Genomic DNA, 24,890 nt, shown 5'->3' on the forward strand with positions numbered 1-24,890 from the left:
CGCGAAATTTTTTTTCTTTTTTTTACCCCCTCTGCTTTTCTCAGCTGACATATATACAGGGAACCCATTCATTTTCTACACATGAACATACCACAACTACAGGAGATATTAAGAAGATTCGGTGCAGGCGAGTGTACACCCGCTGAACAGGAGCTGGTTGATAAATGGTACAGCGAGTTGGTGAATACCGGAGAGGTGCCCTGGAATGTAGAACAAAAGAATAGGTTGCAGGCGACCTTTGAAAACAGGTTGTTACAAAGCATTACAAATGAACCGCAGGCGGCACCTTCTACGGGCCGGGTGCGATTTATACAGCGAAAGATGTGGTGGGCAGCCGCTGCGATATTTGTTTTACTGGCGGGCGGTGCATACTTTTTCCTTAATAAACCTAAAAAGGAAATTGAAGTAGTGAAGACAACTACCAAACCGCAAAACGATGTGGCGCCCGGTGGCAATAAAGCGGTGCTTACGCTGGCCAACGGAACTACTATAAATTTGGATGATGCGTCAAATGGCATGATTGCGCAACAGGGAAATGCAAAAGTGGTAAAGCTTGATGATGGTCAATTAGTTTACGATGCAAAAGCATTGACCATTGACCATTCACCATTGACCTACAATACATTGGCAACCCCCAAGGGCGGACAGTATCAACTGGTTTTGCCCGATGGCAGTAAAGTTTGGCTGAATGCCGCCTCTTCTATAACCTATCCAACCGCATTTACCGGTAACCAGCGAAAAGTACAAATAACCGGCGAAGCCTATTTTGAAGTAGTACATAACAGCAAGATGCCTTTTGTTGTAGAAAAAGGCAGCATGGCTGTTGAAGTGTTAGGTACACACTTCAATATCAATGCGTACGATGATGAGGCTGAAATGAAAACTACTTTGCTGGAAGGGAAAGTGAAAGTAAGTACGGCAGTCGGAAATGGGTCGGCCATATTAAAGCCTGGAGAACAAGTATCCTTATCCCACTCATCCCACTTATCCCAACCCATCCCAGTTCAGACAGAAGAGGTGATGGCCTGGAAAAACGGACAATTCCATTTTGAGCATGCCGACTTAAAAACAGTCATGCGCCAATTAGCCCGGTGGTACGATGTTGACATTGTTTATAAGAACCCAACGCAAAAAAACGATCCCTTGTTTATCGACATGTCAAGAAATGCCAACCTCTCTGATGTATTGAAAGCCCTGGAAGTATCGGGCAGCGCCCGGTTCAGCATAGAAGGAAAAAAGATCATCGTTCTGTAATAGTAATAAACGAAACATAGCTTATGCCATTTGAAAACACAACTTATCGAACGCATCCTCCCGAATAATCATTCATAGGGTTGGCCTCAGCGAGGTCAGCCTCTCCAGGGATTAACCAAAAAAAATCGCCCCGACGGCCATCGGAGCGATCCATTCAGGTTAATCCAATGCAAGACTGTGTACATCCTTTTATTGTTTAACCCAAACAGCCCCAGCAAATACGTGGGGCTACAAACCAAATTTATGCATTTAACTGCTTGCCGCAACCTTTTTTTGCCGAATATACAGGTTGGGCGAAAACAATTGCTTGTGATGAAATTCACCTCATTTTTCTTACTGGTGGCCTGTTTAAATGTATCTGCCGGCGTGTATTCCCAAAAGGTGTCGCTGTCGGCCGACAACATTTCATTAAAGCAGGTTTTCAAGGAGATCAGGAAGCAAACGGGTTACTCGTTTGTCTTTCGCGAAGTACTGTTGCAAAAAGCCCGGCCGGTCACGCTCCACGTCAACAATACCGGCATAAGCCAGGTGCTCGATCTGTGTTTGAAAGATCAGCCCTTTACGTATGCCATCATTGGCAGCAACATTGTTGTGATCAAGGAAAAAGACATTCCACCGCCAATTAAAACACAGGAAGAGAAGGCGCCCCCAATAAAGGTCACAGGTACCATTTATAATGAGAACGGTACGCCGTTGGGGAACGCCAACATTCAGGAGAAAGGAAAAACGGGTGGCGTATTTTCCAAACCTGATGGCAGCTTCGAGATCAACGTTGACAATCAAAATGCCGTTCTTATTATTTCTTATGTGGGTTATGAGGCCCGGGAAATAAAAGTGGGCAATCAAACAAGTATCACCATAAAATTAACGCAAGCCAACATTGCGATGAACGACATCGTAGTGATTGGTTATGGTACTGCTAAAAAAGCCACCGTTACCGGCGCTGTTGAACAGGTGAGCAGCAAAACATTTGAAAGCAGAGCAGTTACCAACCCGGCATTGGCCTTGCAGGGACAAACACCCGGTTTGTTGGTGACCCGCAGTTCATCCCGCCCCGGTAAAGAAGCGATCAACTTCCAGATCCGCGGCGCTACCTCGGTCAATGGCGGTTCACCGCTGTTGGTGATCGATGGTATCCCTTCTTCCATCGATAAAATTGTAGATGGAAAACTGGTTTCCACCCCCGATGCCTTTTTCACCATGAACCCCGATGATATAGAATCGGTAACCATCCTGAAAGATGGGATGGCTGCTATTTATGGTTCCCGCGCTGCCAACGGGGTAATAATGGTTACTACCAAACGGGGCAAGGGAAAAATGCGGATCGATTATAATTTCAACACGCGCTTCAATACCATCGGTATTAAAACGCCTTCGCCCGATATGCAGCAATACGCCACCATGTGGATAGATGCCAATAAAGAAGAAGCCGTGCCCGATTACTGGGGTTGGAAGTCATTGGACAACCTGCAAAAAATGCAGCAGGGCGTTGAAGGCATTTATTCAACTGCATTCTGGGGCGATATCTTCATTGGCAAAGCAAACCGGTACGATGAATTGTTTGCAGCCCGCGCTTCGCAGCAACACACGATGAGCCTTTCCGGTTCATCAGACAAAACATCGTATCGCCTTTCGGCTGGTTATGCCGATAACCGGGGTAACCTGGCTACCGCTTACGACGGGCAGAAACAATACAACCTCCGGTTGAATTATGATTATCGAATTACTGATCACATAAAATTGCAAACGGGTGTAACCTATCAGAAAGATAATACATCAGGTCCTTCAGGCGGTCTTGGTTTCGATATGATCGCCGAAGACCCGCCGTTCTTCCCCGCTAAAAATCCATACGGACAATGGTATGCCAACTTCGGCAATGCCGGTAATCGTAATTCTGTAGCCAGCACCACCGATGGCGGCAGAGATACCAAGACCAATGACCTCATCAGGATCGATCTGAAAGGAACTGTAGAAATTTTTAGAGGACTTGAACTGGAAGGAACCGCTTCCATTCAACAGAACCAGTACCGCTGGGATCTGTACAACCTTACCGTGCCCATGTATCAATGGGATGGAACATTAGCGCCTTCGAGCATCAATCCAACCTCGAATATCAGGGCCGAATCGGACAATACATATTACCAGAACTATACCGGGTTAGCACGCTATACCAAAACGTTCGGCGACCATCGCATTACCGCCATGGTGGGTTTGAATGCAGAGAAGAATATGTTCAAAGGGTTGTATGCATACCGCACCAATATTGGCAGCAATGGCGTGTATGATCTTAACGTTGCGCCAACTACATACGTGGAAGGAACAGGCGGCCGTAACCAATGGGGGTTTTATGCCTACATCAGCCGCATCAACTATTCGTATAAAGACAAATACCTGTTGGAATTGCTTGGCCGTCGTGATGGCTCATCGCGATTTGCGCCCGGGTATAAATGGTCGAATTTCTATAACATCTCAGGCGGCTGGGTTGTCACCAATGAAGAATTCGTGAAGCAATTACGCCTGCCTGTTGATATGATGAAAATCCGTGCCAGCTATGGCGAAACCGGCAACCAGGTGGGTATTGGTTTGTACGATTATATTTCACAGATCGGCACCGGCAATGCCACTTTTGGCAGCACGCCAGCCAATCAAACCGCTGCCACTATTAGCAATAGCGGCCTTACCAGTAAAACCCGTACCTGGGAACGGGTAAAGATGATGAACCTCGCGGTTGATCTCGCATTCCTGAATAACCGCTTAACTGCTACGTTCGACTATTATAAAAAGAAGAACAATGGCATGCTCATCAACGTTACCTATCCTTCGGCATTGGGCGGAACCGCTCCTAAATCGAACAGCGGCGTGCTCGATGTGCATGGCTGGGAAGCGGTAGTAGGCTGGCACGATAAGATCGGGGAAGTAAGTTATAATGTAGCGGTGAATGTAAGCGATAGCCGCAACAAGCTGATTTCGATGGAAGGCGCTACTACCTGGAATGCCGGAAAAGTAGCTGCTATTGTAGGCTCACCGCTGAACTCCTGGTTTATGTATCAAACCGATGGCTATTTTAAAGATCAGGCAGCAGTAGACGGCTATTACTCTAAATACACCTTAACCTCACAAGGCGAAATACCTTCGCAGGGCGACCAGAAGGTGAACCTGCGCCCCGGTGATACAAAAAAGAAAGACCTCGATGGCAATGGGTATATCAGCGCCATAGGCGACCCCAGCAAAGGAGATAAAGGAGATGTGAAATATATGGGCGATGCGGCACCGCATTATATTTTTGGGTTGAACCTCGGCGCTTCCTGGCGCGGGATCGATTTCACCGCTTTCTTCCAGGGTGTGGCCAATCAGTATGTAGAACGCGATGGTACACTGACCTATCCGTTCTGGGCCGTATGGACCAACTCCAATACTTCTTTTCTCGGTAAAACCTGGACGGCCGACAGGCCCAATGCCAAATATCCCCGCCTCACGGTGAACAATGTTCGGTCGGCATGGAATTACCAGCACAACGATTTTATGTTGCAGAACAACCGCTATGTGCGCATGAAAACACTGGTGATAGGTTATACGTTGCCAAAAACACTGGCGGCAAAAGCAAAGCTCGATCGCGTACGGGTTTATTTTTCGGGTAACGATCTGTTTGAGTTTACCTCCATTAAAGATGGGTTCGATCCCGAACAAAGCCTCACCTCGCAAAACAACGGCTATCCGTTCATGCGTACCTGGTCGTTTGGCGTTAACCTTGGTTTGTAATTCATTGATTGAACTGAATAAAAATATTATATAGAATGAAGAAGCAATTAATTCCTGTTATCATCGCTGCGGTTTTGTTCCCGGCCGTTTCGTGCAGGAAAGATTACCTGGACCTGTTGCCCGAGGACCAGTTGACCGAAGCAAATTATTTTACTACACCCGCGCAATTCAAAGCTGCCGCCAATGCTTTTTATAATAAAATGATCAGCTGGCAGGTGATCGATAAAAGCAACGTGTATGATTTTATGGATTTCGGTTCCGACCTCTCCTCGAATATCACCGTAGGGTCAACCGTGAACTATGGACGCGGAACGGTGAATGCGCCATCAATCGATATTTATTGGGACAATGCGTATAACTATATCCGCAATGTGAATTTGCTGCTGGCAAAAGCGGATGCTTACAAAGGCGACAAAAGCGCTATAAAGCAATATGTTGCCGAAGCAAAATTCTTCCGGGCCTGGCATTATTTCTTTTTGCTGAAGCGGTTTGGTGGAGTTCTCCTCCTTACTTCTGTTCCCGATCTTAGCTCACCAGAAATTACGGCTCCGCGTAACAGCCGCTATGAAGTGGTAAACCAGATCTACAACGACTTAACCGACGCCATTCCCGATCTGCCAACCGAACAGGCCATTCCGGCTGCCGATAAAGGACATATCAGCAAATGGGCGGCAGAAGCATTCAAAGCCCGGGTGTTGTTATATGAAGCCACCTGGCGCAAATACACCGGCACCAGTACTGATTTCGCTGGTTCTGCAGGGCCTGCTTCTGATCAAATCGCATCCTTCTTAACCGAAGCGGCCACATTGGCCAAAGACGTGATGGACAATGGCGGGTATAAATTATGGGATAATAACGCCACGCTCAATAAAAGAAGTTCTTACTATTTATTCAGCATCGATGGCGCCGGTTCCAACCCCGCCGGCCTCGATAAAACCAGCAATAATGAGTTCATCATTAAAAACGTATACGATTACAATATTCGCCAGGGCGGTATTAACCTTACGCATACTGTACAGGCTTTTATGACGCCCAGCCGCAAAATGATGGATCTGTATTTGTGTACCGATGGTTTACCCGTAAGCAAATCACCCTTGTTCCAGGGCTACAGCGATATCACTAAAGAATACCAGAACCGCGATTACCGTATGCTGAGCTATGTGCTGGGTTATGCAGCCATTCCTTCAGCAGGTTCTTTAACGTTAAACGGCGGCGTAGGTTATGGCAACCAGAAATTCGCCGCATACAATTATCCCACCTACCGCAACGATAACCAGGAGTCGCAGGATTATCCGCAGTTACGCCTGGCCGAAGTGTATCTGACTTATGCCGAAGCGTTGATGGAAAAGAACGGCAACATCAGCGATGCCGATCTGAATGCATCTGTCAATTTAGTAAGAGCAAGAGCAGGGGTAGCGGCGCTCACCAATGCACTTGTTACGGCAAATGGGTTGAACATGCTGACGGAGATCAGGCGCGAAAGAACGCTGGAATTATATGGCGAGAACGCGCGCTTCGATGATCTGAAGCGTTGGGGCATAGCAGAACAGGAATTGAACCAGAATATCTGCGGCATGGTGGTAGGCGATGCTTCGTACCCAACCGAATTCAGGGATGCCAGTGGCAATGCCACCAGCAAATACCAGCCGGCCAAATATGTGAACGGCGAAGCCACCGTAGCTACCGGTAAGGGCAACCTGAAATGTATTGTGATCGATGCGGCGGTGAACCGCAATTTCAAACGCATGCATTACTTATTCCCCATTCCGTTGAAGCAAATTCAGTTAAACAAGAATCTGGTTCAGAACAACGGCTATTAATACCCTGGTTAAACTCAAAACGATACATATGAAATCTTCTATAAAATATAGTTCTTTCATTCTGGCAATACTGTTTGCAGCAGCCATAATAGCCAGTTGCAACAAAGGCCCCAACCTTACAACCTATACGTACCCGGCGCCACTTCCTACGGGGTTTAGTCCGGCCAGCGGTTACCCCGGAACAGATGTGGTGATCACCGGTTCCAGCTTTGGCGATTACCCTAATGCAGTGAAGGTTTTCTTTAATGGCGTGAAGGCAGATACCATCCGGTCATGTGCAGATGGAAAGATCGTAGTGAAGGTGCCTGCTAATGCGCTTACGGGAAAAGTATCCATATCGGTATGGACAAATGGAGTTGACTCCCTCGGCATTTTTACGGTTATTCCCGCGCCGGTAGTTAAATCTATCAGTGCCGATGCCGGCACACCCGGCGATACGGTGATCATTAAAGGTATGGGGTATGGAACCGATCCATCGAAAGTGGTGGTAAGCTTCAATGGAACTACCGGTACCGTAAATGCCATGAATGATACCTTGATAAAAGCCATTGTACCAGCGGGCTTTTCATCAGGTAACATCATTGTTATTGTAAATGGTTTTCCGGTAACAGGTCCGGGTTTCGCTTATCTGGTGCCTGTTCCTGATCCTATTTATCAACTGGATTTTGAAGGCAACCTGAACGACAAAATGGGCGGTACGGCTTCAACTTATATAAAAGGAACGGCCGGTGTTGCTGCCTTATCATATGTGACTGGCATAAACGGACAGGCAGTTTATTTGCCGCCCGGTGTTAAAGCCACGGCCTTTGGTGATGTACAGCAAACCATTTCATTGCCCGCACAAATAAGTAAAGTACCAGAGCTAACGGTTTCGTGCTGGGTGAACTGGGCAGGTACTGCCGATTGGGAACCCATCTTTGATTTTGGCGAAACGCGCGGTAATCGTGTTAACCTCACGGCGCGTGCCGCTGCCAGCTGGAACGGCGCAGGCACCAATATGGTGAGCCGCTTTATCATTGAGAACAAGACCGGCTTCAGCGGCTACTTTGAGTATAATAATATTGGCAATAAGTCCATCACGGTGAATACCTGGCGTCATGCGGTGTTAACCGTTTCATCGGCTAACCTCATTATGAAAATGTACCTCGATGGCGTATTGATCGGAACAAAAGCGCTGCCTGCAGGCGCATCAAACACTATTTTCAGTCACAGCAAAGTATACATTGGCGGACAGGTGGTAGCGGCTGCCAATGAACCAACTTATGGCGGCAAGATCGATAAGTTCCAACTCTATAATTCGGTGCTTTCTGCCGACCAGATCTATACATTATTCTATAAAAAGTAATACCACCTTAAACAAATACTATGAAACAAATCATTTTGTACTCGATGCTCACGCTGTGTGGCAGTTCAATGATACTGTCCTGTGCCAAAAAAAGTTCAGGTAGCGGTGATTCACCCACCGATACAACGGCGGTTACTGAAACACTGGAATACATTGATACCCTGCCGCCCAGCACACCGATGACGCATCCCGGTGGCTTGCAGGTGGCCGAAGATTTTACGCGCATAAAATCAGCGTTGGCCAATAATTCCGAACCCTGGGTATCGGGCTGGAATAAACTGATCGCCAATTCGCATGCGCAGTTAAGTTATGTGGCCAGTCCAACCGTAAAACTCATCAGGGGCGGTAGCAGTCGCGAAGAACCGGACCCCGATAACTATTCCCATGCATTCAATGATGTAGCAGCGGCATATCAAACCGGTTTGCGCTGGAAGATCTCCGGCGATACTACTTATGCAGAAAAATCAATCCAGATATTAAATGCCTGGGCAAGCACCTGCACTACATTGAGTGGGGATCCTAATATTGCACTGGCAGCAGGTATTTATGGCTATCAGTTTGCCATTGCCGGTGAGCTCATGCGCGATTATAAGAACTGGAAAGCGGCGGATTTCGCTAAATACCAGCAGTGGATGCTGACTGTATTTTATTCGTACAATCATAATTTCCTGCTCAATCACCAGAATAGTTGTCCAGACCTGTTTTGGGCCAACTGGGACCTGTGTAACATTGCTTCTACAATGGCCATCGGCATTTTAGCCGATAAACGTGGCATTTATAACGAAGCGGTAAATTATTTTCAGCGTGGCGTGGGCAATGGTAACATTCGCAAGGCCATCAATTATGTATGGAAAGACCAGGGACTGGCGCAATTGCAGGAAAGCGGCCGCGACCAGGGGCATGCTACGTTGGTGATTGCGTTGCTGGGAACCATCTGTGAAATGAGCTACCACCAGAACGATGACTTTTATGGGTATAACAGCAACCGGTTCCTGAAGGCATCGGAATATACCGCAAAATATAATGTGGCTAATTTATCGGTACCGTTCCAATCCTATACGTATTACAATTGCAGCACCACCACTACGCTTACGCAGATAAGTTCTGATGGAAGAGGAACGGTGCGGCCTATGTGGGCGATGATCTATTATCATTATGTAAAGCGAAAAGGATTAACGGCGCCTTATACGCTGATGGGCGTTAACACCACGCAACCCGAAGGTGGTGGCGGCGATTATGGCCCCAATAGTGGAGGGTTCGATCAATTGGGATTTGGAACATTGTTGTATACAAGATAATGAGTACTTTTAACAGAGGGAGCTCCTGGCATCAGCGGGCTCTCTTTTTAATTTAAATAGCGTGGCAAAAAGAATTTTCATTTTAGTATTTTTCATTGCGAAAGCCATTATGGCGGGCGCACAGGAATGGCAATGGTCAGTTACAGTTGACAGTGTAGTATCGCCCGAGACCAACTCTTTCCCCCGGGCGTTTTTATGGATCCCGCCCAACTGCAAACAGGTGAGGGGCGTGGTAGTAGGCCAGCACAATATGATAGAAGATGGCATCCTGGAGCATCCCGATTTTCGAAAGGCCATGACGGCATTAGGTTTTGCCGAAGTGTGGGTGACGCCGAATATTACTATTCCCTTCGATTTCAACAAAGATGCAGGGGCCGATTTTAATTACATGATGCAAAAGCTGGCCGATAGTTCGGGGTATGCAGAGTTGGCGAAAGCGCCGGTGGTGCCAATAGGGCATTCCGCATTGGCCAGTTATCCCTGGAATTTTGCCGCCTGGGACCCTGCACGTACGTTGGCGGTTATTTCCATTCATGGCGATGCACCGCAAACGAAACTCACCGGTTATGGAAGACCTAATGTTGATTGGGGGAATAGAACGATTGAAGGCGTGCCGGGGCTTTTTATTATGGGCGAATATGAATGGTGGGAAGACCGCATAGCGCCCGGGTTTGAGTATGTACGCCAACATCCTAAAACACCGATCACTTTTTTTGCCGATGCCGGGCATGGACATTTTGATTACTCCGATGAGTTGGTAAATTATGTGGCGTTGTTTATTCAAAAGGCAGCTGAATACCGGTTAGTGGCAGGTGCTGCCAATTTAAAATTTATTGACCCCGCAAATGGGTGGTTGATGGACAGGTGGCGGAAGGACAGTGTGCCCACGGCTGCCGCCGCGCGGTATAAAGAGTATAAAGGGAATCGCCTACATGCATCCTGGTGTTTTGATGCCGCGCAATGTGCCGCTACGGAAAAATATTATGCAACCGCAAGGGCGAAGCAGGCGCAGCAAATAGGTTTTATGCAGGAAGGAGCGGTAGTGGCGCCTTCGAAATCACACGCCAACTATACCTTGAAATTTGAACCGTTGCGTGATGGCATTACCTTTCACGTGAAAGCGTTCTTTGCCGATACCTCACGTATGGTTGCAACAGCACAACATGCAACAACACCAGTGCATCTAAACCGGATCACGGGACCGGTGATGAAAATAAATGATTCAACTTTCAGGCTTTGGTTTTATCGTATAGGATTTAATAACCCGAAGCGGTCGAATGATGTGTGGTTAATTGCTACCAATGCTGGTGATGAGAAATATAAAAGCATAGTGCAACAGGCCAACCTGCGGTTCCCGGTAAAGAACACCGTGGGCAAAATGCAGCAGATCAATTTCCCTTCTATACCTGATCAAAAAATTAATACAAAAGTAATTGAGCTGAACGCTACTTCTACTGCAGGCGTTCCGGTTTACTATTATGTAAAGGATGGTCCGGCCGCGCTCAACGGTAACCGGTTAACGATCACTAAAATTCCACCGCGGGCAAAGTTCCCGGTAAAGGTAACGGTAGTGGCCTGGCAGTATGGCAGTAGTGTAGAGCCGAAATTACAAAGTGCGGAACCTATTGAGCGTAGCTTTTACATTTTTAAATAGAATGGTTAAGTGTTCATCCTGGTCCGTATCCTATCGCAATTACCTGAAAGAAAGGCCGCTTCCTATTGAAGCCGGCCCTTTTAATTCCAGGCGTTATCCCCGCCTGCGCTAAACGAAGCCGGAATGTGGCATGAATTTTTGTTGGAGTAATCAGTTTCAGCAATTGAAGAAAAAACAATTAACATGCATTGGTGGGAAAGGATCTTTATGGGGAATACGGTCTTGAACTGGATTATAGCCATCGGCATTGTTGTGGTTTCCTGGATGGTATTACGCATAGGCCGGCTGGTGTTCTTAAAACGGTTCAAACAATTTTCTACGCGTACGCGAACAACACTCGATGATTTTATTGTACAAATTACCGAAGGCGCCCTGCTGCCCGCTTTGTATTTAGGCGGCTTATATGCCGGCGTTTCTTACCTCACAGTAAGCGCCAAAGCAGACCAGCTGCTGCATGTTGCAGTGATGGTCGTGATCACTTTTATCATTATCAAAACCATTACCTCGGCGCTGAACTATTTAATAAACCAGGCGCTGGGAAGTACTGCCGAAGACCTGGAGAGAAAAAAACAGGCACGGGGAATTATTCTTATTGTAAATGTGGTGTTATGGGTATTGGCCCTGGTATTCCTGATCAATAACCTGGGCTATAACATAACCTCAGTAGTGACCGGACTGGGTATTGGCGGTGTGGCCATTGCGTTGGCATCGCAGAATATCCTCGGTGATCTGTTCAATTATTTTGTGATCTTCTTCGACAAGCCATTTGAAGTAGGCGATTTTATTATTGTAGATGATAAGATGGGGGCTATAGAATACATTGGGGTGAAGAGCACGCGCATCAGAACGTTGAGCGGCGAGCAGTTGATCTGTTCCAATACCAACCTGGTGAATGCCCGTATACATAATTACAAGCGGATGGAGAAACGGCGGGTAGTGTTTACATTTGGTATTCCCTACAATACCCCGCCTGAGAAAGTAGCCCGCATACCGGGGATGATAAAAGAGATCATTCAAAAACAGGAGACCACCACTTTCGACCGGGCGCATTTTTCGGCGTTCGGACAGTTCAGTCTGACCTTTGAAGTAGTGTATTACATTTTAAGTGCCGATTATACCTTGTATATGGACCGGCAGCAGGCTATTTACCTGGCCATATTAAATTTATTTAAACGGGAGGGAATTTACTTCGCATATCCCACCCAAACGCTGATGATCAATGATACCCCGTTTATGCGGCCGGAGTTGAAAAGCTGAAAAAGTTTTTAAGATGTAGAATCATTTCCCCTATCTGTGCGATGCCAGATAAAATAATGTAAAGCTTATAGCCAGGCAAATGGTTGCCAACACCATCATAATGCGGCCATGCATGCGGCTGGTTTTATCATACATTTTTACGGTGGTGCCGTTCTTTAACGTTTTTTTAGCCTGGTTAACAACGAGACCGGCCAAAAAGCCGCCAATGGCCAACTGAAAAAAGTAGGAGGCGCCCAGTAAACAGGCCAGGTAACCGAGGATGATCCAGATCAATTCCAGTTTCAAAGGTTGAAAGGTACTCGCAGCTGCAGGGACCGCTGTGGGTACATGCGTCCTTTCCGCCAAAAGCGAAGCGGCAACCTGAATATCATAGGCGTTCCAGGAGGAAGGGTCGTTAATGATCTCCCGCAATTCTTCAGTGGAGGAAGATTGCAGTACGTGTTCAAAACCAGGTTGCAACATATCGAATTTGGCCTGTTCGGCCAGCAGTCCGTTCAGGTCAGGAAACCGGTCGGTAGGAATTTGCAGCGCGAACATGGGGTCAACGCCTTCACTAAGAAAAACTTTATCGAGCTGGTTCACTTCATGTTCGAGTTTGCAGGGGATACCGTGTTGTTGTAAAAACGATATCAGGGCTTGCGCATCTTCTGGGGAATAGAACTTGGTGAAAGTTGCATATTGTGCCATAAGAGGAAGGGTATGGGCACAAGATAATAAAAATTTTGGAAGGCGGCAATGGAGTTCGGCGGCAGGTGGATTGCGGCAGGAATAGATTAACTTTGAAACAAACCCGGACAATGAGAAAAAAGGCTATAATATTCGATCTGGACAATACGATATTCCCGGTTCCGCAGATAGGATATACATTATTTGCACCTTTGTTTGCATTGATAGAGCAGGCGGGCTATCATGGTAATGAGATGGACCAGATAAAAGATGAAGTGATGCGAATGCCCTTTCAGCGGGTAGCACAAGAACATAATTTCAGCGAAACACTCACCAATAAAAGCATTGAGCTGTTACAGGAGCTTGCTTATAACGGCGACATGGAATCGTATGAAGACTATGCCCACATACAACGACTGCCCCATGATAAATATATAGTGACCACTGGTTTTCGAAAAATGCAACAAAGCAAGGTCGACCGGTTGGGACTGGCCAATGACTTCAAGGAAATTCACATCATAGACCCCACCACTACCAAACAAACAAAGAAAGATGTATTTGCCGAGATCATGCACCGGCATGGATATAAACCCGAAGATGTGATGATCGTGGGCGATGATTTGCATTCAGAAATAAAGGCGGCGCAGGAGCTGGGCGTATATGCGCTTTGGTATGATAAGGAAGAGCGGTATAAACCCGTGCCTGGCGTAAAGAAGATAAAGGATTATGGCGAGTTGTTGAAGGTGTTGGGCTCGTTGTAAGGGAATTGTAATAGTTTTGCGTACAATTTTCAGGATATGACCGGCTTTCAACCCACTAAAGATGATATTACCAGCCTGCAACAGGTAGTTACGGATTATGCCTATGCGCTGGATGTGCTGGACCAGTATGATCACCAGGTACTGGAGATCCGCGATACTACACCCGACGGATTATACAAAATAACATATGAAGAAGCCATGTGGGCTATTCAGGGCCTGCGCGATAAATTTGGCGGAAGCGCACTGTTTGGTAATGAAAAAGACGAAAGCTTCCAGGGATCACTGGCGGCTATATATCAAACCTTCGACGGAAATTTCGTTTACCCCGGCATAGAAGAAAAAGCTGCGAACTTATTATACTTCGTTGTAAAGAACCATTCTTTCTCAGACGGCAACAAACGTATAGCTGCATTTTTGTTTGTATGGTTCCTGCAAAAGAATAACATCCTATACCATACTGATGGTTCAAAACGCATTGCCGACAATGCATTGGTTGCTATAACACTGATGATCGCCGAAAGCAAACCGGAAGAAAAGGAGATGATGGTGAAGGTGGTGGTGAGTTTGGTGAATTTGAAGAATTAAATAAAGATAATCTTACATCACAGGCAACTATTGAACCGCCAATAGTACAAATTTGCTTCGCGCTACAGCACTTCAAAAAAAATAACAACATCGTTTGGTTTATAACACATGCCTGACTGTTATATATAAGGGGTGATTTCATTTTCGGTTAATGGATCGACATCGATTGATTTAATTTATTTGAAATCGTAAAACCCTTGTAAAATGGAAAGAATAGGTGAGATTTTTATATATCAGACTGCAGATGGGCAAACATCCATTGATGTAACATTAGAGAAAGAAACAGTTTGGCTTAGTCAGGAACAGATGGCTGAATTGTTTAGTAAATCCAAATCAACTATTAACGAACACATCAAAAGTATCTATAAGGAAGGAGAGCTTTTTGAATCTGACACAAAAAGGAAATTCGGAAATTCCGAATTTTCTGACAAACCGACAAGTTATTACAGCCTTGATGTCATTATTTCAGTTGGATATAGGGTTAAATCACAGCGCGGTATCCAATTCAGAATTTGGGCTAATCAAGTCTTAAAGAATTATCTTACAAAGGGTTATGCGATTGATAAAAAGCGTCTTCAAGACCAATCCCGCCAATTGGAAGAACTCAAACAAACCGTAAAGCTGTTAGAAAATGTTGTCGGCAATCATGAATTAACTTCCGATGAATCTTCCGGTTTGTTAAAGGTGGTTATTGACTATACCTATGCCCTGGATGTATTGGACCAATACGACCACCAGGTCTTAGAAATTCAGAACACTACTTCGGCCGAATTATTTAAGATCACTTATCAGGAAGCCGTGTTGGCCATTAAAGGCTTGCGAGATAAGTTTGGAGGAAGCACTTTATTCGGTAATGAAAAAGACGAATCTTTTCAGGGATCGCTAGCCGCCATTTACCAGACTTTCGACGGGCATTACGTATATCCGAGTGTGGAAGAAAAGGCCGCCAACCTGTTATATTTTGTTATAAAGAACCACTCCTTCTCTGATGGCAACAAACGGATAGCTGCGTTTCTTTTTGTATGGTTCCTGGAGAAGAATCGTATTTTGTACAGGTCGAATGGTTCCAAACGTATAGCCGATAATGCGCTAGTAGCTATTACCCTGATGATTGCCGAAAGCAAACCAGAGGAAAAGGAGATGATGGTGAAGGTGGTGGTGAGTTTAATTAATTTGAAGAACTGAGCAACTGTCAGGAATTTCCTGACAGTTGTAGTAGAGGGAGGTGCTCAATACGAAAGTTTTTGACCTTGCCAACCTGTGGTGCGCAGAAATTGTTCCCAACTGAGGCTGTCGGGGTTTATTTGTCGGCTCCATAGCAGATCGCGGTCCTTTTTGAAATAGCCATACTCAACTGCGTACGTTACCATTCCCAAAATTTCATGCACTAAGGTCTCGTTTGAACCAATTTCCGGGAAATGATGAAGCAAACTCGCCCGTGTGAACGCAGAACTATATTCAGCCTTCTTACCTGTGACCTGGATGAAAGTATCGACCATTTCCTGGGGTGAGATAATATCGCCGATAACTGGCAGTGACTTACCAGCGTACTTACCTGGATTCGAAAAAATTTCCAAAACAGCCGGACCAGTAGCCGTAAGCGGATCAACAAATGGTGCCCGGAAGTCTTTGGGTAAATAGATCGGAAACACCAATGTATCGCCTTTCATAGCAGGTGGATAAAATTCAAGCAGATTGGTGTAAAAGAAAGCCATATAAATAAACGAGCTGGTGACAGGTAGCGTACGAATATATTCTTCGATGTTGGCCTTGTCTGTAAAATGAGGCGCAAACATTTTTCCATCCGTAATTTTATCTACATTTTCCAGGCTGCTGAAGATAATATGCTGTACGCCTGCTTCAACCGCCGCATCTGCCAACTGTTTACCCAACTCCATTTCATGAGTGGCGGGTGGAATAATGCCAGGAGTCAGCATGAAAACACCCGCTGAGCCAAGGAATGCTTTCACAAAGTCTTTTTTATAACCCAGATCAAGCGGTACATTCACCAGTTCGGCTCCCTGTTCTATCAAACCAAGCGCTTCCGGTGAATCAACGCGACGGGTGATACCGCGTACCCGGTAACGCCCGCTTTGTAATAAAGTGCGGGCAGCACTGCGCCCTTGCTTACCCAAAACGCCAACGATAGTAATGAGGGGTTTATCTTTTAAACTAAATGCCATGTTTTCTGTTATTGAATTTTAGAACTATAAAAAATATAGTTGCAAAACTATTTACGGGGCAATAGATTTACAATAACTATCCATTTGGATAGCTTTTAAAATAAATGTTATGGGAATAGAATGTAAGAGTGATTTTATAAAAATCAATAATAAATTATACCCTTGCACGGTGAGTGCAGCGATGGATCTTGTCGGCGGAAAGTGGAAAGCGGTTATTCTATATCATTTAAAGGATGCCCATAAACGATATAGTGAGTTGAGAAAGGAAATGCCTGGCGTTACAGAACGAACATTGAGTTTGCAATTAAAACAGTTAGAGGAAGACGCGTTGATTTCAAGGCAGGTTTTTGGAAAAAAGCCGCCCATTAAAGTTGTTTATAGTTTAACAGATTTTGGCAAAACGTTCACTCCTGTATTGGCAGCAATACTTGAGTGGGGAAATCAGATAGCTGAGGAAAGAGGGGAATTTGTCGGGAATGCTTTATGACCTGGCGACTATGTGGCATTTTGTCAAGGTGATATTTAAAATAGTCAGGTTCTCACCAGAAGTTGTTAAAGATATGCCCTCTCGTACTAACTATACGGCGTCCGGGACTTAAAATGCGATATCCAGATCTAAAGATGCCGCATTTTGATCGAACTTTTTTGCATCCAGATCCAACTATAGTGCATCGCCGCTTAACTTTGAGCCATAAGAACATAAAAATGAGACACGAGTAGCTAATTTAAAGGTATAAGTTGCAAACCTATAACACAAAGTTGAAACAGGAAGCTGCATAATTTGGTACTGATACCACATAATTGGCTACTGACGTTCCATAATGAAATCTGGATACAATATAATGAGTCCTGGATTTACAATAACGATACCGGGATAATGCATAGTTGGCACAGAAAATTGTATTTATACTTCCGGATGGTGCAAACAGTTAAGTAGAGACAATTAATTATATTGTGCTACCAAAATTCAGGATCTCACATATGGATAAAAAGTGCAATGCCTTACTGCAGATAATTATTTTACAAATTCTTGTTACCGTTATATTTGGTTGTCAAAGTGCAGTTACTGAAAGCGCTTCGAAACCTGTAGAACCCCAAAAAGAAGTTGATAGCGAAAATAAAACGGCCGCAAAAAAAATAGAACCAAAGAAAGAAGTTGATAACGGAGATGAAAGTGAATTAAACGATATTCTTGCAGACTTCATGGAAATGAACGATAAGCCTTATTTACATGATACCCTGTTGATGATTGACAAGGATAGTTTTATTGTTTCTATAAAGCATTTACAAATCTACGAAGACACTATAGTTGTTCCCAAAAAGTATGTTGAAATGTACAAGCTCGAAAGCTTTAGTACTTTTGCTTTTAAAACGTCGGTTACCATAAAGAAAAACGGGAAGGTCATTATGCAAAGAAATATTTTGAAAGATGACTTTCAGCAATATCTTGATCCCTCATTAAAAAGCTATGCGGTATTGCTTTATCCATATGTCGTCACCAGGCAGGGCCACATTGAGATCCATCACAGTATCAGCATTCCATTGACAGATGTAGGAATTGGAGTATCGACTACGATCGATAAGAATGGGAACGTTGAGTTTATGCGGAACTGATGGGATAATACTCACCAATGCAATTTTCATAACTCATTGATCCGCTTGGTCTGGCCACATGAATGTGTATGCTTTACGTTATTTATTCAATTAAATGTACTCTCTTCATTAACTGGGATAGATAATCGAATAATACATATATTTGGTTTTACATCTAAAAGGTCCGTTAAGACTCTCTGATTTTGTCGCACCCCACATAACCCATCGACAGGGACAAACCAACCACTTCAGTGCATTAGACTACTTGTGCAAGCTTTTATGTCTTGCCAATAGGACTATTGTAGCTAATTAAATTTCTGATTTAACACATGGCGCACTGAGATGGGCGCCAGGCAGGAGTATTTACTTAAAATTTCATAGCTTGGGTAAACCAGCAGCACGAATAGGCGATATGCATGATTGTCCGGCCGTATCACCGGCAGGCGTACTGCATGTGGGCGGACCAATTGTTGGTCCGGGTAGTACAACAGTATATATAGAAGGATTGCCAGCGGCTACAGCAGGGGATGCGTGCTTTTGTGTTGGCGAGCCAGATAAAATAGTCTCCGGTTCAACAGGTGTATTTATAGAGGGAAAGGCGGCTGTGCGCCAGGGAGATCGATGCGCGCATGGCGGGGTGGTAGTAGGAGGGAGTGGAACGGTGGAGATTGGGGAGCGGATGGGGGCGTTGGGAGTGCCAGGGTTTGGAAATGTTGATGATAATTTTATAGAACCTTCTGAAGAACAAAAAAAGGTAATAATAAACCAGGCAATCAAGGATTGCGTAAGCTTGCTGGAAAGAAAGCTGGAGTTATTACAAGATGAAGACCCGAATACACTTTCGCAGTTTAAGGATTGGTTTGGAAGCGATGATCATGAGTCGAAGCAAAAAATTTTATCAAGGATTAGCAGGGCGTTGGCGGTGAGCAAAAATTTGACTGAAGCTAACTTTGCACCAATTAAAAATGAAAAGGCTAAAAAAGAAGATTATGCTAATGCTTATCATGAAGATGAATCGCATAAAATCCTTCTTGGAGACTTATTTTGGAAGGCTGATGCTAAAGGAAAATGTTCTCAAGCATCGGTCATAGTTCATGAGTTGTCTCACTTTGACGATATTGGACCAACAGAAGATGTTATTTATGGAGAGGAACGTTGTTTAAAGTTAGCAAAGGATTATCCGCATCTGGCTTTGTCAAATGCCGACTCATTTGAGTTTTTTATAATAGCGTGATGTGCCGAGGGGGTAAAAATTTTGAATATTAAATGTATATGTTTATGGTAAAAAAGTTTGTTGATATTCACCTGACAGTTGATATAATTACGGATTTATTGCTTGCTCATGTACAGTTTCTAAATAATTCAGATAAGGAAATATATTTAGATACAAAAACGATTTGTAGTGATAATAGAACAACCAGAAGCGTGTTTGATATCACAGACGAACATCAGAATAAAGTTAAGTATAAGGGAGTTTTAGTAAAACGTGTAGTTGTTCCTGAGGACTATATATCATTGAAAGTTGGCGAAAAAATAGAAGCTCAGATCGTTTTAAATGAAGTATATAAGTTAGAAAAGGGCAATAAGTATAATATTCAATATTCTGTTTTTCACCCTACTTATATGGATGAAGCGGGTTTTACGAAATTGGAATCTAATAAGGTGGAAGTTAGTTATTAATGGCTGTAAAGAGAATGTTTCTAGTTAGGCAACTGTTCGGAGATTTCAATACTAACTTGCTTACAAATTAAAACAGCTTCGGTTGAATTTGAAAATCTTTTCTTTTGTAATAATTACTGAGTCCTATTTTAACAATTTCAACCTCATCTAAATTGTTTAAGTAGTTGCATAACTGTTGTGGAGTCCAATCCAAATGAACTTGTTCAATAATTTCATTAATAGACAAAGGTTTGCCATTAAATAAATTCAAGATTGTCTCCTTAATTTCTTTATTTGATTTTGTTTGATATTCTGTTTGAGGATCATACATGGTTTGGCTTGACAGCTCAGTTTCCAGAATATAATTTGTGCTTATTATCTGCGTTGAGGTATGAAGCGAATTTAAGTGTTGAACGAGTTCATCACCATTAGAAAGAGGGATGCCCCCCATTTTTATCAGATCAATGTTTCCAATAGGAGCAGGGTTTAATAAAGCGGGATTCAATACAAAAAGCGGAATGTTATGTTTTAATGCAGTCAGGCCTGCATCAAAAGTACCACTCATTTTTCCGCTGGCATCGCGTTCTGGGCCTGATGCAATAACAATAACAGCTTTTGACAAAGCACACACCAATTTGTTTCTTGCCATGGCATTTTGCCCCGAAAATTTCTCATAAGGCATAAATTGGGAAATGAAAAGTGTGTTTTGTTCCCAATTATATTCTTTGATATCTTTTTTAATGCTCAAATGATTAAAGCCGTAGCTTAAAACCATTGTCGTTGTGCTATTACTTTCAAGCGCTCCAATGTGGGCACTTGTATCTACTCCTTTAGCAAAGCCGGAAGTTACATTGTATCCGCAACCTGCAATTCTATTTGCAATACGTTTAGTAAGCGTTATGGCATAATCGCTTACATCTCGCGAACCGATAATGGAGATGCTATCAGCATTCAAAAGTGACAAGTTCCCTTTACAAAATAAAACTGGTGGGGCATTCCCTCCTAACCTTTCAATAAGGGATTTAGGGTAGCGTTCATCATCTAACCCTATAATATGGACATTTTCTTGTTTTAATTGCTGATAAGAAGCGTATAGTTGCTGCTCGTCTAACGAATGTAAAGAGGATAAATTCGCCCGTGAAAACTTGCCCCGGCCAATTTCGGGAAAGTATTCAGTTAGTTGTGAAAGGCTTTTTTCAAACAAGTCATTTACTTTCAATCCCAGGTTTTTGAGATTCCCATATATATAAGAAATGCTTTTTGCACCGAAGCCTGGTGTATTAAGAAGCATATATGTGGAAAATTCTCTGTCTCTCATCGTTTTGACCTGGTTTTAGTAATTGTCAGCACATATACATTTTTGGCTTTGCCCTGGTTGGTGATTATGTCCCAAGCCGCACTGAGTGTTACATAAAGATCGTCAAAAAGCAGGATATTTTTGCCTGTTAAGTGGCCATTTTGAAGTCCAAATGCCCCATCCAAAAGTTGTTTTCGCTTAGCCGGATCATCAATTCCTTTCATTTCGGGGGTTGATTTTAATCTCTTTAGACAATGGAAATCAATAGGAAGCCTGCAATGCTGTCCTATGTGAGTAACGATTTCAATTACCGGTTGAAACTCCCTAGTTACATCGGATGGGGGAATGGGTATTATTAGACTAATGTTCCAGGATGGCAGTTGGTGCTTTAGAAAATCTGCTGCTGTCTCTCCGATTACTTCAGCTCTTTGTATTTCCTTCCAATATTTTTAAATGGTTCATTTCGAGCCCCATTGGCGTATATGTATTTTCCCATTTAATGACCTCGTCCTGAATTACTTTTTCAATTGTCACTGGTTTTCCATCAACCAGAACAGTTTCTGTTACCTTTTTTGTTGACCATTCTTTAGGAACACTTGACAAAGTATGTAAGTCCAAAGCAAAGCCCTCTTTCCATGGCCCTGGTAATCGTTGTGGATTTATATTCATAAGCAATTAGAGGGATTGTTATAGCAATTCAGATATTTTCGCTTATGTATGGGGATTATAAATATAAATAATAAATGCTATTATTGATGCCAGTACCAGTTCATGTTATACGAAATTGATTGTAATCAAGATTGGAAACTGAAGTTGAACTGGTTAAATACTGTTAAAAATCCTGCAACGCTAGAACCAAAACCTTAACCCACATCAACACTATTTCTTAACCAGGATCATTGCCTCAAATGAACGCAGAGTGGGATCTTTGCAATATTAATTCGCTGCATCATGCCAAAGACCTTTAGTTTAATAGTGATATTAACCTGTTGCACTATAGCGACCGGGGCACAAACAATCACCTGGAAAAAGCAGGAGTTTGTTTTGAAAAATGTCACCGCGTCGGTTGTTAAACTAAATGGAGAAGAAGTACTAAAAGTGGAAAGGGATTTAAAAGCATTGCCATTCGATATAAATAATATGGCTGCCACCGTAGATGAACCAACCTATGTTAAGTTGCAGCATGTTGAGCTGGAAAATGGGATAATTGAAGTGAAGTTGTTAAGCCGCATTCAGGACCCTTCACCCTTTGAAGGGGCAAGGGGATTTATCGGGCTTGCTTTTAGAATAAGTGAAAACGATACGGCGTATGAATCCATTTATGTAAGACCAAAGAATGGGCAATCGGAGGACCAGTTAGCGCGGAACCATACCGTGCAATATTATTCGTATCCGCATTATAAGTTCGACCGGTTACGACGCGAGGCTGCAGGTGTATACGAAACTTATGCTGATATTGGGTTAAATGAATGGATAACCTTCCGCGTTGAATTAGCTGGCGATACCGCGAAGTTGTATATAAATGATCAAAAGCATCCGGCGTTTATTGTCAATAAGATGAAAGGCGATGTAACTAAGGGTGCAATAGCCTTATGGGTTGATATAGGAACGACCGGCTACTTTAAAGATCTGACAATTACAAAGAAATAAAAGTCACAAACAAACCCGCTGGCAGCACTACGAGTTTGTTTGTGACAATACCCTGAGCACCAGGCAACTCTTAACTATTTACCCTGGCTCCATTTCTTCCTTCGCGCCAGTTCCGCTTCGCTCGGTTCCTCCGATACAAACGAACCGTGTTTCACTTCGCCATCCGGAACATAACTCCCAATTAGTACACCCGTTGTTGACACTTCCGACTCCGTCAATTTCCATTGTTGCGCCTGGGTGCCTTCTTCAAACAATTTTTTTCCTTTACCAAGTGTGATGGGGAATGTCCAGATATGCAATACATCAACCAGGTGATTGGCTAATAAAGTTTGTATCAACCGGCTGCTGCCCCAAACAAAGAGGTCGGGGCCATCCTGTTGCTTTAATTTCTTCAACTCATTCACTACATCTTTGTTGATGAGGACGGTGCCATTCCACGACGTATCAATAGGCGTTGTGGCCACTACGTATTTATTGATGCGGTTGAACAATTCACCGATCGCGTCATTTTTATAAGGCCAGTACGCCGAAAATATTTCATATGTACGACGGCCAAGCAGCAGGTCATGCGGGGCCGACATGATCTTGTTCAATTTATTATTCATCAACTCATCCCAATAATGAAATGACCAGCCGCCCCATTTGAATCCATTTGTAGGATCTTCTTCCGGTCCGCCCGGCGCCTGCAATACGCCATCCATTGTCATATAGGTGGCAACAATAATTTTTCGCATATTTTTTTGTTTTGTTTGATGACTCAAAGCTAACAAGTCCAGTTAACTCAGGCAGGGTGTGTATGTGACTTTGTAAAGGTGCATTGTGACAAAGTTCAGCGGGGTTCAGTTATCCGGAATTCCGGAATACTATTTGGCCAAGACATTATAGCCTATGATCACCTTTCTGACGTCGGGATAAGAAAACCATTTTCGTGACGTCACGAAAATGGTTGGTGTCGCCGGGGTATAATATATTGATCCCATTCCTGATGTCAGGAAGGTGATCAATATAATATGAAATGTAAAACTTGATTATTGTCAATAGCTTTCGAATAGTACTAAGTGTAATTATAGTTGTTTACATGGAATAGCGCTTTGAAACAATTATAATAACCACAAAAGAAAGCCATATGAAACAAGATTTAATTAACGAGCTGTTTAAAAAGTTTGAAGCTACATGTTATGACATTGATAGTATAGAATGCTGGAGTGCCCGTGAAATGCAATTTTTATTAGGTTATAACAAGTGGGAAAATTTTGAAAAGGTGATAGATAAGGCAAAAGATGCCTGTATGAATTCTGGCGAGCACGTTGAAGACCATTTTCCTGACGTCAGGAAAATGGTTCAGATAGGCTCTGGAACCGAAAGAGAAATTGAAGATATCGCCTTGACTCGATATGCCTGTTACCTGGTAGCTCAAAACGGCGACAGTAGAAAGCAAGAAATAGCCTTTGCTCAAACCTATTTTGCTGTACAAACTCGTCGGGCAGAAATTGTGGAGCAGCGGTTATTAGACTATGAGCGGGTTAAAGCTAGAGAGAAGCTTAGCCATACAGAAAAACAGCTTTCTGGAATATTATATGAACGAGGAGTTGATGATAAGGGGTTTGCAATTATACGTTCAAAGGGCGATCAGGCTCTGTTCAGGTTATCAACGCCTCAATTAAAATTAAAAATGGGTATACCTGACAATCGGCCAGTAGCTGATTTTCTTCCTACCATAAGTATTAAAGCAAAGGACCTTGCAGCAGAAATGACCAGCTTAAATGTTCAAACAAAAGACTTGAAAGGACAAAACCCTATAGAAAAGGAACATATAGACAATAATACTGCTGTGCGTGGTATGTTGCTGGAAAGGGGGATAAAACCAGAAAAACCTTCCTCCTGCAGAGGATGTTAAAAAAGTACAACGTAAACTCGATAATGATGAGAAGAAGGCTCTGAAAGTAATTAAGAAAAAGAACAATAAGAAAAAAGAGTAGAAGGTTGTCGAATGAAGGTATCGTAATTATTTCAGTTGTCAAGAAATCCTTGACAACTGAAGTAATAAAGTCAGCAGTTATTCGAAATCTTCGAATAACTTAATTATCCGGAAATTCTGAAAAGTTCAGT

22 protein-coding genes are annotated in these 24,890 nt (G+C 43.5%); 16 read left to right on the forward strand and 6 right to left on the reverse strand.

Going from position 1 to position 24,890, the window contains the following annotated elements; genetic code table 11:
• Positions 1 to 81: 81 nt before the first annotated feature.
• The 7 genes from A3860_RS26035 to A3860_RS26065 all read left to right on the forward strand — a co-directional run bounded on the left by A3860_RS26035 (position 82) and on the right by A3860_RS26065 (position 12,387).
• Positions 82 to 1,254, forward strand: a complete 1,173-nt coding sequence (locus A3860_RS26035) for a FecR family protein (RefSeq protein WP_081151671.1) — start codon at positions 82 to 84, stop codon at positions 1,252 to 1,254.
• Positions 1,255 to 1,566: 312 nt separating this feature from the next.
• A complete protein-coding gene (locus A3860_RS26040) occupies positions 1,567 to 5,013 on the forward strand; it encodes a TonB-dependent receptor (RefSeq protein ID WP_245843639.1) in 3,447 nt (1,148 codons plus the stop codon).
• 35 nt (positions 5,014 to 5,048) lie between these two features.
• Complete coding sequence (locus tag A3860_RS26045) at positions 5,049 to 6,833, forward strand: RagB/SusD family nutrient uptake outer membrane protein (RefSeq protein WP_081151677.1); 1,785 nt, start codon at positions 5,049 to 5,051, stop codon at positions 6,831 to 6,833.
• Between the two features lie 28 nt (positions 6,834 to 6,861).
• A complete protein-coding gene (locus tag A3860_RS26050; RefSeq protein ID WP_081151680.1) occupies positions 6,862 to 8,178 on the forward strand; it encodes a LamG-like jellyroll fold domain-containing protein in 1,317 nt (438 codons plus the stop codon).
• A 20-nt stretch (positions 8,179 to 8,198) separates the two neighbouring features.
• Complete coding sequence (locus A3860_RS26055; protein ID WP_081151683.1) at positions 8,199 to 9,476, forward strand: alginate lyase family protein; 1,278 nt, start codon at positions 8,199 to 8,201, stop codon at positions 9,474 to 9,476.
• A gap of 61 nt (positions 9,477 to 9,537) precedes the next feature.
• The gene (locus tag A3860_RS26060) at positions 9,538 to 11,130 is read left to right on the forward strand and encodes a hypothetical protein (protein ID WP_216823505.1); all 1,593 of its coding nucleotides are present in this window, start codon (positions 9,538 to 9,540) and stop codon (positions 11,128 to 11,130) included.
• Between the two features lie 183 nt (positions 11,131 to 11,313).
• On the forward strand, positions 11,314 to 12,387 hold the full coding sequence (locus A3860_RS26065; RefSeq protein WP_081151686.1) for a mechanosensitive ion channel family protein: 1,074 nt from the start codon (positions 11,314 to 11,316) through the stop codon (positions 12,385 to 12,387).
• A 30-nt stretch (positions 12,388 to 12,417) separates the two neighbouring features.
• On the opposite strand, the gene A3860_RS26070 is transcribed toward A3860_RS26065, so the two are convergent.
• Positions 12,418 to 13,074 carry a hypothetical protein gene (locus tag A3860_RS26070; RefSeq protein ID WP_081151688.1) on the reverse strand — a complete coding sequence of 219 codons (657 nt, stop codon included), beginning with the start codon at positions 13,072 to 13,074 and terminating at the stop codon, positions 12,418 to 12,420.
• Positions 13,075 to 13,184: 110 nt separating this feature from the next.
• Between A3860_RS26070 and A3860_RS26075 the strand changes: the two genes are divergently transcribed.
• The 3 genes from A3860_RS26075 (at position 13,185) to rhuM (ending at position 15,584) form a co-directional block, all read left to right on the forward strand.
• Complete coding sequence (locus A3860_RS26075; RefSeq protein ID WP_081151691.1) at positions 13,185 to 13,814, forward strand: HAD family hydrolase; 630 nt, start codon at positions 13,185 to 13,187, stop codon at positions 13,812 to 13,814.
• A gap of 36 nt (positions 13,815 to 13,850) precedes the next feature.
• Entirely contained in the window at positions 13,851 to 14,399 is a 549-nt protein-coding gene (locus A3860_RS26080) for a type II toxin-antitoxin system death-on-curing family toxin (protein WP_081151694.1), read from the forward strand.
• A gap of 204 nt (positions 14,400 to 14,603) precedes the next feature.
• Complete coding sequence (rhuM, locus tag A3860_RS26085; protein WP_081151697.1) at positions 14,604 to 15,584, forward strand: virulence protein RhuM/Fic/DOC family protein; 981 nt, start codon at positions 14,604 to 14,606, stop codon at positions 15,582 to 15,584.
• A 44-nt stretch (positions 15,585 to 15,628) separates the two neighbouring features.
• Here rhuM and A3860_RS26090 read toward each other — a convergent pair whose 3' ends face one another.
• The gene (locus A3860_RS26090; RefSeq protein ID WP_081151699.1) at positions 15,629 to 16,582 is read right to left on the reverse strand and encodes an NmrA/HSCARG family protein; all 954 of its coding nucleotides are present in this window, start codon (positions 16,580 to 16,582) and stop codon (positions 15,629 to 15,631) included.
• Between the two features lie 109 nt (positions 16,583 to 16,691).
• On the opposite strand from A3860_RS26090, the gene A3860_RS26095 reads away from it, so the two are divergent.
• The 4 genes from A3860_RS26095 to A3860_RS26110 all read left to right on the forward strand — a co-directional run bounded on the left by A3860_RS26095 (position 16,692) and on the right by A3860_RS26110 (position 19,855).
• The gene (locus tag A3860_RS26095) at positions 16,692 to 17,069 is read left to right on the forward strand and encodes a winged helix-turn-helix transcriptional regulator (RefSeq protein WP_081151701.1); all 378 of its coding nucleotides are present in this window, start codon (positions 16,692 to 16,694) and stop codon (positions 17,067 to 17,069) included.
• 494 nt (positions 17,070 to 17,563) lie between these two features.
• On the forward strand, positions 17,564 to 18,196 hold the full coding sequence (locus tag A3860_RS26100) for a hypothetical protein (RefSeq protein ID WP_081151704.1): 633 nt from the start codon (positions 17,564 to 17,566) through the stop codon (positions 18,194 to 18,196).
• A 361-nt stretch (positions 18,197 to 18,557) separates the two neighbouring features.
• Positions 18,558 to 19,409, forward strand: coding sequence for a M35 family metallo-endopeptidase (locus A3860_RS26105; protein WP_081151707.1), 852 nt, complete (start codon positions 18,558 to 18,560; stop codon positions 19,407 to 19,409).
• 44 nt (positions 19,410 to 19,453) lie between these two features.
• Positions 19,454 to 19,855: a hypothetical protein gene (locus A3860_RS26110; RefSeq protein WP_143774268.1), complete on the forward strand. Its 402-nt coding sequence runs from the start codon at positions 19,454 to 19,456 to the stop codon at positions 19,853 to 19,855.
• A gap of 67 nt (positions 19,856 to 19,922) precedes the next feature.
• Here A3860_RS26110 and A3860_RS26115 read toward each other — a convergent pair whose 3' ends face one another.
• From A3860_RS26115 to A3860_RS26125, 3 genes are all read right to left on the reverse strand, one after another.
• A complete protein-coding gene (locus A3860_RS26115; protein WP_081151713.1) occupies positions 19,923 to 21,152 on the reverse strand; it encodes a DNA-processing protein DprA in 1,230 nt (409 codons plus the stop codon).
• A complete protein-coding gene (locus A3860_RS26120) occupies positions 21,149 to 21,355 on the reverse strand; it encodes a hypothetical protein (protein WP_081151716.1) in 207 nt (68 codons plus the stop codon). Before A3860_RS26120 ends, A3860_RS26115 begins: the two co-directional genes overlap by 4 nt.
• A gap of 196 nt (positions 21,356 to 21,551) precedes the next feature.
• Positions 21,552 to 21,800: a hypothetical protein gene (locus A3860_RS26125; RefSeq protein WP_081151719.1), complete on the reverse strand. Its 249-nt coding sequence runs from the start codon at positions 21,798 to 21,800 to the stop codon at positions 21,552 to 21,554.
• 282 nt (positions 21,801 to 22,082) lie between these two features.
• Here A3860_RS26125 and A3860_RS26130 point away from each other — a divergent pair, with 282 nt between their 5' ends.
• Entirely contained in the window at positions 22,083 to 22,781 is a 699-nt protein-coding gene (locus A3860_RS26130) for a LamG domain-containing protein (RefSeq protein ID WP_081151722.1), read from the forward strand.
• Between the two features lie 74 nt (positions 22,782 to 22,855).
• Here A3860_RS26130 and A3860_RS26135 read toward each other — a convergent pair whose 3' ends face one another.
• Positions 22,856 to 23,515 (reverse strand): dihydrofolate reductase family protein, encoded by a 660-nt coding sequence (locus A3860_RS26135; protein WP_081151725.1) that lies wholly within the window; start codon positions 23,513 to 23,515, stop codon positions 22,856 to 22,858.
• Between the two features lie 392 nt (positions 23,516 to 23,907).
• On the opposite strand from A3860_RS26135, the gene dinD reads away from it, so the two are divergent.
• A complete protein-coding gene (gene dinD, locus A3860_RS26140; RefSeq protein ID WP_081151728.1) occupies positions 23,908 to 24,678 on the forward strand; it encodes a DNA damage-inducible protein D in 771 nt (256 codons plus the stop codon).
• Positions 24,679 to 24,890: the final 212 nt, after the last annotated feature.

The organism is Niastella vici (genome assembly GCF_002077945.1).
Lineage (GTDB): Bacteria > Bacteroidota > Bacteroidia > Chitinophagales > Chitinophagaceae > Niastella > Niastella vici.